Annotated in this window: 11 protein-coding genes and 1 pseudogene; 2 read left to right on the forward strand and 10 right to left on the reverse strand. The window is 65.4% G+C overall.

Annotation, left to right across the window (positions count from 1 at the left end; all coding sequences use genetic code 11):
• The first annotated feature begins 6 nt into the window (after window positions 1–6).
• Window positions 7–600 (forward strand): sigma-70 family RNA polymerase sigma factor, encoded by a 594-nt coding sequence (locus ACPPVR_RS30110; RefSeq protein ID WP_426610182.1) that lies wholly within the window; start codon window positions 7–9, stop codon window positions 598–600.
• Here ACPPVR_RS30110 and ACPPVR_RS30115 read toward each other — a convergent pair.
• From ACPPVR_RS30115 to ACPPVR_RS30125, 3 genes are all read right to left on the reverse strand, one after another.
• Entirely contained in the window at window positions 593–1,045 is a 453-nt protein-coding gene (locus ACPPVR_RS30115) for a TspO/MBR family protein (protein WP_426610183.1), read from the reverse strand. The two genes, ACPPVR_RS30110 and ACPPVR_RS30115, sit on opposite strands and share 8 nt — an antisense overlap.
• 133 nt (window positions 1,046–1,178) lie before the next feature.
• On the reverse strand, window positions 1,179–2,006 hold the full coding sequence (locus ACPPVR_RS30120) for an HD domain-containing protein (protein ID WP_426610184.1): 828 nt from the start codon (window positions 2,004–2,006) through the stop codon (window positions 1,179–1,181).
• Window positions 2,007–2,324: 318 nt separating this feature from the next.
• Window positions 2,325–2,840, reverse strand: a complete 516-nt coding sequence (locus ACPPVR_RS30125; RefSeq protein ID WP_426610185.1) for a hypothetical protein — start codon at window positions 2,838–2,840, stop codon at window positions 2,325–2,327.
• Between ACPPVR_RS30125 and ACPPVR_RS30130 the strand changes: the two genes are divergently transcribed.
• Entirely contained in the window at window positions 2,835–3,257 is a 423-nt protein-coding gene (locus ACPPVR_RS30130; protein WP_426616339.1) for a hypothetical protein, read from the forward strand. The two genes, ACPPVR_RS30125 and ACPPVR_RS30130, sit on opposite strands and share 6 nt — an antisense overlap.
• Window positions 3,258–3,432: 175 nt before the next feature.
• Here ACPPVR_RS30130 and ACPPVR_RS30135 read toward each other — a convergent pair.
• From ACPPVR_RS30135 to ACPPVR_RS30165, 7 genes and pseudogenes are all read right to left on the reverse strand, one after another.
• Window positions 3,433–3,960, reverse strand: a pseudogene (locus ACPPVR_RS30135) (tetratricopeptide repeat protein); the annotation flags it as partial.
• Window positions 3,957–4,631 carry a formyltransferase family protein gene (locus ACPPVR_RS30140; protein WP_426610186.1) on the reverse strand — a complete coding sequence of 225 codons (675 nt, stop codon included), beginning with the start codon at window positions 4,629–4,631 and terminating at the stop codon, window positions 3,957–3,959. The pseudogene ACPPVR_RS30135 and the gene ACPPVR_RS30140, both read right to left, overlap by 4 nt.
• A 159-nt stretch (window positions 4,632–4,790) precedes the next feature.
• Window positions 4,791–5,669 carry a transglutaminase family protein gene (locus tag ACPPVR_RS30145; RefSeq protein WP_426610187.1) on the reverse strand — a complete coding sequence of 293 codons (879 nt, stop codon included), beginning with the start codon at window positions 5,667–5,669 and terminating at the stop codon, window positions 4,791–4,793.
• Window positions 5,666–8,191 (reverse strand): circularly permuted type 2 ATP-grasp protein, encoded by a 2,526-nt coding sequence (locus ACPPVR_RS30150; RefSeq protein WP_426610188.1) that lies wholly within the window; start codon window positions 8,189–8,191, stop codon window positions 5,666–5,668. The genes ACPPVR_RS30145 and ACPPVR_RS30150 overlap by 4 nt, the downstream gene beginning before the upstream one ends.
• A 27-nt stretch (window positions 8,192–8,218) precedes the next feature.
• The gene (locus ACPPVR_RS30155; RefSeq protein WP_426610189.1) at window positions 8,219–11,488 is read right to left on the reverse strand and encodes a DUF2126 domain-containing protein; all 3,270 of its coding nucleotides are present in this window, start codon (window positions 11,486–11,488) and stop codon (window positions 8,219–8,221) included.
• A 104-nt stretch (window positions 11,489–11,592) separates the two neighbouring features.
• Complete coding sequence (locus tag ACPPVR_RS30160; RefSeq protein WP_426610190.1) at window positions 11,593–13,116, reverse strand: UxaA family hydrolase; 1,524 nt, start codon at window positions 13,114–13,116, stop codon at window positions 11,593–11,595.
• Window positions 13,117–13,180: 64 nt separating this feature from the next.
• The gene (locus tag ACPPVR_RS30165) at window positions 13,181–13,957 is read right to left on the reverse strand and encodes an HpcH/HpaI aldolase family protein (protein ID WP_426610191.1); all 777 of its coding nucleotides are present in this window, start codon (window positions 13,955–13,957) and stop codon (window positions 13,181–13,183) included.
• Window positions 13,958–14,012: the final 55 nt, after the last annotated feature.

Consider the following 14,012-nt stretch of genomic DNA (forward strand, 5'->3'; position numbering starts at 1 on the left):
TGACGAATGAGCTGCGGCAGAGCCGTTCCGAAAGATCCGGCCATCTTGCGGTTGAGCGAGCTGCTCGCGCACACGGGCCGCGGCGACCAGCGTGCGTTCGCCGAATTGCATGCGTCGACGCGGAACAAGCTCCGCAAGACCGCGCTGTCGGTGTCACCAACGATCAGTGACGTCGACGATCTCCTCCAGGAAGCCTACCTCAAGATCTGGAACAACGCCGCAAGCTTCGATCCTGCGCGGGGCTCGCCCATCACATGGATGTGCGCGATCTTGCGCAACACTGCGATCGACGCGCTGCGGCTTAAGAAATTGGCAACCACCGAACTCGACGAAGCCTTGTCGGTCCCGGACTACGCCGACCAGGCCGGCGATGAATTCGACTACGAATCCGCCAAGCCAATCGCCGCCGGAATCATCGAGAAGCTTCCGGACGATCGCCGGCATCTGCTGTCACTGGCCTATCTCGAAGGCGAAAGCCGCCTGATGCTGTCGCAACGCTTCGGTGTGCCGGTCGGCACCATCAAGACCTGGCTGCGCCGTTCGCTCGAATCCGTTCGCCGGGAATGCGTGGCCTGTGCGGCAAGCGCACCCGTCAGTTGAGCGCGAAAATGCTGGCATTGAGCAGCGTGGCGAACGCTACCCAGACAGCATAAGGCACAAAGAGCCACGCTGCGACGCGGTCAACGTGCCACTGGCTGGCGATGAAAGACATGATCGCGACAAACATGGCAATGATGATCGCGAGCGCCAGCCCCGTCCGATGCGCCGTGAAGAAGATCGGCGACCACGTGAAATTCAACACCATCTGCGCAGACCACAGAGCCATGGCGGCACTGCGGGGCGCCCTCTCGCAGGTCCGCCAACCAGCGATCGCGATCAGGCCGTAGACGACCGACCAGACCGGAGCAAATACCCAATCGGGCGGATTGAAGGGCGGCTTGTGGAGGCCTGCGTACCATGCGCCAGGCAAATTCGTGGTGCCGATCGCAAAGCCTGCTCCGAGAACAACGATCATAAAAGCGGCCAGTCGGGCATATCGCGCCATTGCAGGCTCCGGATCACAGCTACGTCGCGCCGGGACGCCGGCTCACGTCGAGATGCCCGCACCAGTCGCGGGGTATCCTGACGTAACGCTGCACGAAAGCATTTGGATCAACGGGAGAAGGGTTGCGGTCCCGCTATTTCTGCGGTCCTGACAGCGAGATGTCGCGTTCGGCGCGGAAGACATTGCTGTAGAGGTTGGCGATCCACTGCCGGCCGATCTCGGTCTTGTTGAGATAGCTGATCTCGGTCTGGATGTGCGGTGCGACGCTGTTCCAATAGAACTGTGGATAGCGGTTCACGATGTCGGCCGGCGAGTCGTAGCCGAGCTGCCGGTTCATGCCGACTTCCTCGAACTCGTAGTAGAGCGCGTTGGCCTTGCGCAAATAGTTGGGATCGCCGAGCTGTCCGATGAAGTCGGCGGCGCGCAGGATCGAGGCCTCGTCGTCATACTCCTGCCCTTCGCGGGCCGGGAAGCGTGTGCCCTCGATCGCGCGAGCGACCCGCTCGCTGTCGACGCCACGGATCGGCGGCAGCCGCCGCCTCACAAAAAGTTTCGACCGGTCAACGTGATACAACATCAGGCTGGCATCGGATGCGCCGCGCGGCAGTGACACCTTGGTCCCCGCATCGTCGATCAGGAAACCGTCTTCGTCGTCCTCCTCGAACAGGCCCCGCACATAGCCGATGTCGTGGGCGAGGCAAGCGATGAGGACGTGGAGATAATCCTCCGCCGCAAGGTGGGTGTGGAGATTGCGTCCCATTAGGATGGCCTGGGCCGCCAGCGTCACCAGCATCGTATGCTCGATGTTGTGGTAGAGCGCATCGCTGTTGCCGATGCATTCCAGCGCCGTGCGCGTCGAGCCCTCGAGGACCCTGGCATAGGATTCGTCGTACCGGCGACGCATGAACGAGCCCAGCATCTTCTCCAGGGTCTCAGCCGCCAGTCGCGGTAACGTCATCATGGATGCAGCCCCGTCCGTCGGTGGTGTCCCACGCCAACTCCTGACGCCTCATTCTCGTCCTCGACGCAAGAGCCAGCATAGCGCAAGTTGGGGCGACTGACCAAACCCCGGGACGAAAATACGGAAATATGTTACCGTACCGCCGCGCAGCATCACGGTTGCGGTCACGGTCCGGCACACTGCCAGGCCATGCCGGGGCTTCTCCGGGACGGCCAATGGCCGACCGTAGTCATCCGTTGATGGGGAAGGACGTGCGAGGACCCGGGCGCCTACCGCGCGGAAGGCTGGAGCACTTGCACCGTCTTGCGGCTGGCGGCGTCAATTCCCGCGCGCGAAACGCTCGAGCATCCCGTCGAACGCGACCTTGATCCTGCGGACGTACGAGTCCTTGTAGGGAAACTCCGGGTTCTGGTCGTGGACCAGCATGGAGGCGTTGACCTCGAACACGACGAGATTGCCGTCGCGGTCGAGCCCGCAATCGATGCCGAAATAGTCGAGGCCGATGCGGTCGCGGATGATCCGCAGCGCCTCATGATGGGGCGCACTGAAGACCTGATCGGGAGCACGCAGGAAGCGCTCCTCCTCGTCCTGCATCCAGACATGATGCCCCATCTCGGTGCTGTCGCGATGGAGCTTCCAATCGTCTCCGATCGCCAGATGATAAGGCAGTACCTCTTCGCCGATGAACAAGAACCTGTACTTGCGGAAGAAGCCGTCGGCAGAGCGATAATCGATATAGTCGATGACGTAGCAGTCATGATCCGCTTGCTCAGAGAGGAACGCGGCCAGCGCGGCGATATCGTCGAACTGCTCGAAGACGTCGCCGCCGTGCATCCCGGCCTGCCGCGCCAGCAGCGGAAAGGTGAGGTCGAGGCCGGCCGGAAGCCCCTCGCCGGCCGCGATACGGACCGTCCGCGGGACGCGGCAGCCGTCGATGCCGGCGAGCGCGCCTGCGGTGGCGTCGCGCGTCGTGTTCTGGATTTTTGCCGGATCGTTGACGACCGGCTTGCCCAGCGCCTTCGCAATGGCGACGGCCAGAGGAAGAACCGCCGCCCCCTGATCGGCGTCGGAAACGAGGTTGACGACGACATCGGCCTCGCGCGCAAGCAGGCCGATATCGGGCTGGCCGCCGGGCAGCAGCGACAGGATGCTGGTCTGGTAGGCGCAGTCCTTGAAGAGAAAACTCGACCGGCGTGTTGCCGACGAAGGGCGCGAACAGTGCCAATGCCCGGAACGCCGGCGGCGATTTGACCGCGGGCCTGCGCAGCACCGGGTGCACCTGCACGGCGTGGGCGTAGGCGGCCCGCGCCGCCTCCTGCTCGCCGCGCGCCTGGCGGATCGCCCCGATCCAGTAGAAATTCTCGGCCTGTTCGGGAGCAAGCGCGACAGCGCGTTCGAACTGCGCAAGCGCCTCGCCGGTCTCGCCGAGCTCGAAGCAGACCTTGCCAAGCTGGCCGCGAAGGCCGGCTTCGTCGGGCGTCTCCTCCAGCAGTTCGAGCAGCAGGATCCTCGCGATTGCGAACTGCCTGGTCGCGACCAGCGCCTGAACCAGGTTCGTCCGCGACGGCCGGTGGCCCGGATTGCGCCGGAGCGCCTCCAGGTACAGCGAAATGGCGTCCTGCGTCATGCCGCTGCGCTGATGGACGATGCCGAGATTGCACCAGCACGCGACGAGATGGGGGGCGAGACGCAAGGCAGCCTTGTAGTTCTCGGCCGCGGAGCCGATGTCGTCGCACAGCATGAAGGCGTTGGCGAGCGCGGCATGGAGATCGGCAACGCCATCGACCACGGCACCGATCGAGACCGTAGCCGCGAGCGCGAGCCCGGCCTCGAAGATCGCGATCGCGGTCCTGATCTCGCCGCGCCGGTAGTGCTCGCGCCCCGCGCATAGCAGGTCGGAAACGCTCGGCGTGGCGGTGGCCGGCGCCGCGAGGGCCATCGATGACGAAATCATGTGGTCTCCGGAAACGTCGCCGTGAAGGTGACGCCGTGCAGATTGATAGCGGGTGCGATGCCATAGTGATTGCCGCCAAAGGCGCGCATGCGGCGCCACAGCTCGTCCCTGGAAATATCCAGCGGGATGTCGCAAGCGTCCTTGTAGCCGCGGCGCGTGTTGGTGCGGCCGCTCCATGGCAACGTACACCGCGGTCGCAGCGACGACTCCGTTGCCAATGGCTCCGCCCACACCTCGAACAATTGCAGCAGGTGCGTATAGGCGAGCTCACCGAGCCTCAGGAGGGCGCAGCCACCTGGAATCGGGAACGACACGACGTCGAGGATCGCGCCGGAATCGACGCGCTCTGCCATGACGTGAAAGGTCACGCCAAACGCCTCTGCGCGGTCATAGAGCGCGAAATGGGTCGGAGCCCAGCCCGGATAGTTCGGCGGTCCCGGATGAAAATTGTAGGCACCATAGCCCAGGCACGCGAGCAGATCGGCCGGCACGATGGCCCCGGACGCGAAGGAAACCAGCCGGGCGTTGCGGAGCAGCGCCGTCTCGATCCCGCTAAGCTCGTCGATATCAGCAACAGGCCAAATCGTCAGATCCGGCCTGAAGCTTCGCAGGATTCGCGACAGCGCCACCTGCTCGGCGGCGTCGGTCAGCAATACAAGGCCCTCGAGCATGGCTTCGGCTTCAGCAAGGATGAAAGTGAGCCAAAATGTCGCGGGGTAGCGTTAACAGCGCATTAATGAACGGCCGTTCGGCACATTCGAGAAACGCTCCGAAACAAATTTCCGCCGTCCAGACGCATCCGTTCACAGAGCGAGGCAGTGAAACTACGGTCATTCCACCAGCAGCACGTCGACGGCGACGCCCAGCTTCTGCTTCGGCGAGCCGACGATGATGCCATCGACCGGGGAGACGTCGGAGAAATCGCGCCCGACCGCGAGCACGATGTGGTCGTTGGCGACGAGGAGATCGTTGGTCGGATCGAAATCGATCCAGCCAAGCTCCGCCCCGCACCACAGCGACACCCAGGCGTGCGTGGCGTCGGCGCCCTGCAAACGCGGCTTTCCCGGCGGCGGAAGGGTGCGCAGATAGCCGCTGACATAGGCCGCAGGCAGGCCGAGCCCGCGAAGGCCGGCAATCATCACATGGGCAAAGTCCTGGCAGACGCCGTGGCGCTTGTCGAAGACCTCGTTCAGAGGCGTCGAGATCACCGTGGCCTTGGGGTCGTATCGAAATTCGGTGCGGATGCGATGCATGAGATCGACCGCGCCGGCGAGGATGCCCGCGCCGGGCGCGAAGCTCTCCGTCGCATAGGCGCTGACGGGACGCAGCACCGGCACCAGCGGGCTGGCAAAGACATAGCCCACGGGCGAGGACGGCCCGAGGCTGGTTGCTTCGAAGGCGATGTCGCGGATGCTCTCCCAGGATGGGCTGACGGCGTCGCGCGTGGGCGGCTTGCGCGAAACCGAAACGCGCGAGCGCGAGTCGATTCGCAAATTGCGATGCGCGGCTTCGATGACGATGCTCTCGGTCAGCGTGCCGAAGAAATCGCGGCGAACATTGCGCTCGGCCGGACGCGGACGGATTTCGACGCTGTGCGAGATCAGCTCCTGGCCGCCTCCGCTCCTCGGCTCCAGCCGCAGCGTACAGCGCGCGAAGCTGACCTGGCTTTCATACTCGTAAGTGGTGACGTGACGGATGTCGTAGATCACGCCAGCCCCGTCAGCTTTTCCGGCCGGCTGGCATTCGAACCATGCGGGAAGTAGTGCAGCCCGATCGCCTCGGCGAGGCGGAGCAGATCCTGCTCCAGCGAGAACAGCGTCTTGACCTCGAGCTTCTCGGCCTCGGCGGTCGCGAGCATCGCCTGCACCGCCACCGCGAGCCGCTGCGGCTGCTCGAGCAGTCCGTGCTCCTTCAGGCTCGGCAACGCCGCGATGTGCTCGTTCAGCGTCGTGACCTGGAACGCGACCGAGCGCGGATTGTAGGGATCGAGCACGGCGAGGTCGCGCACCGGCGCCAGCAGCGGCGCCAGCAGATAGCGCGAACGGTACGTGATCTGCGAATCCACCAGCGTCAGCAGGATGTCGAGATCCTCGTCGCCGGCCTCGTCATAGGCGAACTGACGCGCGAAGCGCGCGGTATTGACGGCGCGCTCGGTGCGGCGGCCGATATCGAGGAAACGCCAGCCGGCGGCGCGGTTCATGTTCTCCTGCGCTAACCCTGCAAAGCTCGCAAGCTCCTGCAAGGTCAGCTCGGCCGCGCTCAGCACGCTGTCGTCACCCTCGACCTCGTAAGCCAGCCGGTCGGCCATCTCGATGATGACCTGCCAGGCATCGGGCGACAGCCGTTCGCGCAGGGAGGTCGCCGTGCGCTGTGCCGCACGCACCAGCGACAACGCCGAACCGAAACGTTCCTCGCTCTGCAACGCTTCGGCCACGATGCGTCCGGGCGCCGCGCGCGAGGCTTGCGAGATCGCACCCCAGGCCACCAGCAGGCGCTGGATACGTTCTGCCGATTGCAGCGAGGCCGCGGTGCCCTTGTTGGGCCCGCTCGGGGAGCCCAGCGCGCGTACCAGCCGCAATGTTGCTTCGGCTCGCTCGAGATAGCGGCCGAGCCAGAACAGATTGTCGGCGGCGCGGCTCGGCAGTACGCCCGCGATGCGGCGGATGCGCACCTTGTCGGTCGCCGGCAGCAACGACGCGGTCGAGACCTTCTTCTCCGAGATCACCCAGACGTCGGCGGAACGTGCGCCGTCGCCCATCGACACTGCGCGCGCATCGGCCTGTTCGGCGATCCGGCAGAAGCCGCCGGGCATGATGACCCAGCCGTCGGGTGTCGCGGCGGCGAACACGCGCAGCACGAAAGGGCGCGGCGTGATCTGCCCCTGCTCCCACACCGGCATGGTCGAGAGCCGCACCACCTCCTGGCCGACATAGTCCATGCCGCGCGCGCTGATCGCGTCGGTCAGGCGCTGGCGGCCGCTTGCATCGAGCTCGCTCGCAAGCACCGGGCCGTTGCTGTCGAAGCCGGGAACGCCGCGCCGATAGGCGCCTTCGATCGCGACTTGATCGAGCCGCGACAACACTTCGTCGCGTGCCGAACGCTGGCCGCACCACCAGGTCGCGATGTGCGGCATCTTCAGCTCTTCGCCAAGCAGGCGACGGCTGAGCGCCGGCAGGAAGCCGAGCATCGCGCGGGCCTCCAGCACGCCGGAGCCCGGCATGTTGGCGACGACGACGCCATCCTTGCGCAACACGTCGATCAGGCCAGGTACGCCGAGCCGCGAGGACGCATCGAGCTCAAGCGGATCGAGCGAGTTGGAATCGACGCGGCGCAAAAGCACGTCGAGCCGCTTCAATCCCGCGACGGTGCGGATGTGAACACGGTTGTCGCTGACGGCGAGATCATCGCCCTCGACCAGCAGGAAGCCGAGATAGCGCGCCAGCGTCGCGTGCTCGAAATAGGTCTCGCTGAAGCTGCCCGGCGAGAGCACGCCGATCCGCGGCTCGTCGCGATCGGCGCGCGCGCGCAGGCTGTCACGAAACGCCTCGAAGAACGGCGCGACGCGCGGGACGTTCATCGACTTGTAGAGATCGGAGAAGGCGCGCGAGAGCACCAGGCGGTTTTCCAGCGCGTAGCCCGCGCCCGACGGCGCCTGCGTACGGTCGCCGAGCACCCACCAGCGGCCATCGGGCCCGCGCCCGACATCGGCGGCATAGAGCGAGAGGTAGCGCCCGCCCGGCGGCGGCACGCCGCAGACGGGACGGAGATATTCGGGACTGCCGGCGATCGCGGCGGCCGGCAGCGCCCCCTCGGCAACGAGCCGGCCCTCGCCGTAGATGTCGCGCAGGACCAGTTCGAGCAGCTCGGCGCGCTGCGTGATGCCGGCGGACAGCTGCTTCCAGTCGGCCTCGTCGATCAGCAACGGCAGATGGCTGAGCGCCCACGGCCGATCGGCGCTGTCGCCGGGCGCGCGATAGGTAACACCGGCCTCGCGGAGGTGACGGTCGGCCATGCCAAAGCGCCGCTCGATCTCGTCGGGCGCGAGCCCGCCGAAGGCGTCGAAGAAACGGCTCCAGACCGCGCGGGGCTTGCCGTCCGGGCCGAGAAACTCGTCGGGGATGCCGGGCAGGCGGCTATAGTCGCGGACCCATTGCGCGACGCGGCGCTGGCCTTCACGCTGACCTTGCGCCTTACCCGCCTTGTCGTCCTCTTCGGCTGCGCCCTCGCCCATGCGTCTTTCCCTGCCCCACCATCATACTCATTGCAGGAGCGGGGTCCGCAAGTCGAGGGTCAGCGGAAACTCATTTGTGCGTTCCTCGGGCGGCGGCGCCATCGGACCGGGCGTATGGCCGTGGTCCTGGAAGCGCGCCAGCCGCCGCGCCTCGGCCTCATAGGTGTTGACCGGCTTGGTGTCGTAGCTGCGGCCGCCGGGATGGGCGACATGGTAGACGAAGCCGCCGAGCGAGCGGCCATTCCAGGTGTCGATGAGGTCAAAGGTCAGGGGCGCGTGGACCGGAATGGTCGGGTGCAGGCCGGAGGCCGGCTGCCAGGCTTTGAAACGGACGGCGGCCACGGCCTCGCCCGAGCGTCCGGTCGAGGTCATCGGCAGGCGGCGGCCGTTGCAACTCACGATGTGGCGGCCTTCGATAAAACCCTCCGCCTTGACCTGAAGCCGCTCGACCGAAGAGTCGACATAGCGCACGGTGCCGCCGGCCGAGCCCTCCTCTCCGAGCACATGCCAGGGCTCCAGCGCCTGCCGCAATTCCAGCGTCACGCCGCCATGATGGACGCGGCCGAACGCAGGAAAGCGGAATTCGAGCTGGGCCAGATACCATTCCGGCTCGAACGGGTAGCCGGACTGTTTCAGCTCGGAGAGCACGTCCAGAAAATCTTCCCAGATGAAATGCGGCAGCATGAAGCGGTCATGCAGCGCAGTGCCCCAGCGCACGAACTTGCCGGCTTGCGGCTCGCGCCAGAATTTTGCGATCAGCGCGCGGATCAAGAGCTGCTGCGCCAGCGACATGCGCGGATCGGGCGGCATTTCGAGCGCGCGGAATTCGACGAGACCGAGCCGGCCCGTGGTCCCGTCCGGTGAATAGAGCTTGTCGATGCAGATCTCGGCGCGATGGGTGTTGCCGGTGATGTCGACGAGCAGATGCCGGAACAGCCGGTCGACCAGCCACAGCGGCGCCTGGTAGCCTGGCGGCGGCACGTGCGAGAGCGCGATCTCGAGTTCGTAGATGCTGTCGTGCCGGGCTTCGTCGATGCGCGGCGCCTGACTGGTCGGGCCGATGAACAGGCCGGAGAAGAAATAGGACAGCGACGGATGGCGCTGCCAGTGCAGCACCAGGCTCTTCAACAGATCAGGCCGGCGCAGGAACGGCGAGTCCTGCGGGCTGGAGCCGCCGACCACGACGTGATTGCCGCCGCCGGTGCCGGTGTGGCGGCCGTCGACCAGGAAGCGGTTGGCGCCGAGGCGTGTCTTGCCGGCGTCCTCGTAGAGCCCGACGGTGATATCGACCACCTCGCGCCAATTCTTTGCCGGCTGGACGTTGACCTCGATCACGCCGGGGTCAGGCGTCACCTTGATGACGTCGACGCGTGGATCGAACGGCGGCGGGTAGCCTTCGACATGCACCTGGAGCTGCATCTCCTCGGCGGTCGCTTCGAGTGCCGCGATCAGCTCGAGATAGTCCTCGATCTGCTCGACCGGCGGCATGAAGGCGCAGAGCACGCCGTCGCGGACTTCGACCGACATCGCGGTGCGGACCGGCACGGCCGTGTTGAGTTGCTCGGGCGCGTCCCGCGGCGGCGATTCCGGACGCGCCGGGAGGCTGAACACCGGCAGCTTGCCACGGGCCTCGAGCGGGTCCTGTTCGACGATGTAGGGATATTGATTGGGCGGCACGTAGCCGAGCGAACCGATTGGCAAGCGCAGACCGAGCGGTGAATCTCCTGGCGTCAGAAACAGATGATTGCGCCGGAGAGTCCAGCGCTCGCTGCGCCAGCGCGGCGGCGCGTTCCAGCGCTGCACCGGCAGGACGAAGCCACGCGGGGTGTTGAGGCCCTGCTCGAACACCCGCGCGATGCGCGCACGTGCCTCCGGATCGGACAATTTGGAGTCGGACGGATCGACGTTGACGGGAAGCTCGGCTTCCTTCTGAAGCCAAAGCGCGGTGTCCTCATAGGCCGGCATGATGTAGCCGGGATCGAGCCCGAGCCGCAGCGCCGCGCCTTCCACGAACGCCTTGGCGTCCTTGGCCTCGGCACGGCGCGGATTTTCGATGCTGGCAATGAGGTCGGCATTCTTCCAGATCGGCACGCCGTCCTTGCGCCAATACAGGCCGAACGCCCAGCGCGGCAGGCTCTCGCCCGGATACCATTTGCCCTCGCCGAAGTGCAGCAGGCCGCCGGGTGCGAAGCGCGTGCGCAGGCGGCGGATCAGATCGTCGGCGAGCGCGCGCTTGGTCGGACCGACGGCCTCGGTGTTCCATTCCGCCGCTTCGAGATCATCGACCGAGACGAAGGTGGGCTCGCCGCCCATGGTGAGCCGCACGTCCTGGCTCGCGAGATCGCCGTCGACCTGCTCGCCGAGATCGTTGAGCCGCGTCCAGGATTCGTCGGAGAACGGCTTTGTGATGCGCGGCGCCTCGCGGATGCGCCGAACGCTCATGTCGAACTCAAATTCGACTTCCGCAAAGCCGGCGCCGCCGGAGATAGGTGCCGCCGAACGATAGTGCGGCGTGGCAGCGACCGGGATGTGTCCCTCGCCTGCGAGCATGCCGGAGGTCGCGTCGAAACCGATCCAGCCGGCGCCCGGCAGATAGACCTCCGCCCAGGCATGCAGATCGGTGAAGTCGTTCTCGACTTCAGGCGGTCCCTCGATCGGATCGATGTCGGGACGGATCTGGATCAGATAGCCGGAGACGAAGCGCGCCGCGAGGCCGAGATGACGGAAGGTCTGGATCAGGAGCCAAGCGGAGTCACGGCACGAGCCGGCAGCGGAGGTGAGCGTCTCCTCCGGCGTCTGCACGCCCGGTTCCATGCGAATGACGTAGTTGACGTGCTTCTGAAGATCGCGATTGAGATCGACCAGGAAGTTGACGGTGTTCGGGGCTTCGTGCGGGATCGTGTCGAGATATTTCGCAAACAGGCGATCAGGCTTGATGGTCTCGAGATAAGGCGCGAGCTCCGTCTTCAGATCTTTCGTATACTCGAATGGGAAGCTGTCGGCATAAGGCTCGACGAAGAAGTCGAACGGATTGACCGTGGTCATCTGCGCCGTGAAATCGACCTCGATCTTCAGCTCGGTCGTCTTCTCCGGGAAGACGTAACGCGCGATCCAATTGCCTAGCGGATCCTGCTGCCAGTTCACGAAATGATTGGCTGGGGTGACCTTGAGCGAATAGCTCAGGATCGGCGTGCGCGTATGCGGCGCCGGCCGCAGCCGGATGGTCTGTGGGCCAAGATCGATTGGACGGTCGTACTTGTAGTGCGTGACGTGGTGCAATGCGACGTAGATCGACACGGGGTGCGGTGCTCCAGCAGCTTTTTTGAGCAGAACACCTGGCGTCATCGCGATCAAGCACTAACAACGGGCAGACCGTGCCTACGGCACAGGCTGCGCGCGCATCACATCGTCGCTCCCAGCACCCAGGGCGCGAATTCGGCGCCGCCGAAGTCAAAACTCTCGCTCTTGGTAGGCTGGCCGGAGGCGGTCTTGAGGATGAGATCGAAGATGCGCTGGCCGCATTGCTGGACGCTCTCCTCACCTTCGAGGATGGTGCCGCAATTGACGTCCATGTCCTCTTCCATGCGCTTGTACATGGGCGTGTTGGTCGCGAGCTTGATCGAGGGCGCGGGCTTGCAGCCGAACACGCTGCCGCGGCCGGTGGTGAAGCAGACGAGATTGGCGCCGCCGGCGACCTGACCCGTCGCAGCGACCGGATCGTAGCCGGGCGTGTCCATGAACACAAAACCGCGCTTGGTCACTGGCTCGGCGTAGCGCAGCACGTCGACGAGATTGGTGGTGCCGGCCTTCGCCATCGCGCCGAGCGATTTTTCCAGAATGGTGGTGAGACCGCCGGCCTTGTTGCCGGGGCTCGGATTGGCGTTCATCTCGGCGCCTTCGCGCTCGGTGTATTCGTCCCACCAGCGCATCAGATCGACCAGCTTCTCGCCGACTTCGCGGCTCACCGCGCGTCGGGTGAGCAGATGCTCGGCGCCGTAGGTCTCGGGCGTCTCCGACAGGATCACGGTGCCGCCGTGACGCACGATGAGATCGCTGGCCGCGCCGAGCGCCGGGTTGGCGGATACGCCGGAATAACCGTCCGAGCCACCACATTGCAGTGCCACGGTGAGTTCGCTCACCGGCACAGACTCGCGCTTGACCTTGTTGGAATCGGCGAGCGCTTCGCGCACGAAGGCGATGCCCGCCTCGACCGTCTTGCGGGTGCCGCCGACCTCCTGGATATCCATCGCGCGCAGCCGGCCGGCGAGCTTCTGCTCTTCCATCAGGCCGCCAATCTGGTTCACCTCGCAGCCGAGGCCGAGCACGATGACGTGAGAGAAGTTCACGTGCCGCGCATAGCCGCCGAGCGTGCGGCGGAGCAGCGCGAGCGGCTCGTTCTGCGTCATGCCGCAGCCGGTCTTGTGGGTCAGCGCGACCACTCCGTCGACATTAGGGAAGTCGGCGAGCGGATTGTCGCCGGTGAACGGATTCTTCTTGAAGACGTCGGCGACAAGGCTCGCGACATGCGCGCTGCAATTCACCGAGGTGAGGATGCCGATATAGTTGCGCGTGGCAACGCGGCCGTCCGGACGGCGGATGCCTTCGAACGTCGCCGGCAGGTCGAAATTCGGCGTCGGCTTGACGTCGGCGCAATAGGCGTAGTCCTTGGCGAAGTCGCCCATGCCGATATTCTGCACGTGCACGTGCTGGCCCGGCGCGATTGGCGTGGTCGCAAAGCCGATGATCTGGCCGTAGCGTATCACCGGCTCGCCTACCGCGATCGGCTTGATCGCGACCTTGTGGCCGGAGGGAATGCGCTCGACCGTGGTCACGCCGTCGGCCACCACGATGCCGGGCGGCAAGCTCGCGCGCGCGATCAGCACGCCATCATCGGGATGCAGGCGGATGACGGGGCTGATGGTCATGGGAGTGCTCCTTGGTCTTCGTACTTCACCTCTCCCCGCAAGAGCGGGGAGAGGGAGAGGATCTTTAAGCCTTGCCGGCGGAATCCTTGCGGGTCGCGTTGACCTGCATCTTGGCGTAGGTCGTCATCAACCCGACCTCGTTCGACAGCGTCACCAGTTTGAAGCCCATGTTGATGGCGCGTGCCGCACCTTCGGCGCCGCTGCAATGGATGCCGGGGTTGAGGCCGCGCTTGCTGCATTCCTTGATGATCTTGTCGTAGATCGCGAGGATCTCCGGCTCGGAGCGGTCGAGCTTCGGCTCGAGGCCGTAGGAGAAGCCGAGATCGGACGGGCCGATATAGACGCCGTCGATGCCCTCGACGTCGAAGATCGCCTCCATGTTCTCGACCGCGGTTTTGGTCTCCATCATCGGCAGCAGCACGATGTCGTCGTTCGCGGTCTTCTGATAGGAGCCCGCGGTGCCGTACATGCCGGCGCGGATCGGACCGTTGGAGCGGACGCCCTTCGGCGGATATTTGGCATAGGAGACGAGGTTCTTGGCTTCCTGCGCCGTGTTCACCATCGGGCAGATCACGCCATAGGCGCCGCCGTCGAGCACCTTGCCGATGATGCCGGGCTCGTTCCAGGGCACGCGCACCATCGGGGTCACCGGATGCTTGTCCATGGCCTGGAAGCACTGCACCATCGACAGATAATCCTGCACGCCGTGCTGCATATCGACAGTGACGCTGTCGAAGCCGCATTGCGCGATCATCTCGGCCGAGAAGCCGGAGGGAATCGCGAGCCACGCGTTGACCACGGCCTTGCCCGACTTCCAGATTTCCTTGACCTTGTTCGCCACGTTGCCTTCCTTCTTTGTTGTTGGGATCTTCGGCACCAGCCGAGCGCCGCGACAG

It is taken from the genome of Bradyrhizobium sp. McL0616 (assembly GCF_049993385.1).
Taxonomy (GTDB): domain Bacteria; phylum Pseudomonadota; class Alphaproteobacteria; order Rhizobiales; family Xanthobacteraceae; genus Bradyrhizobium.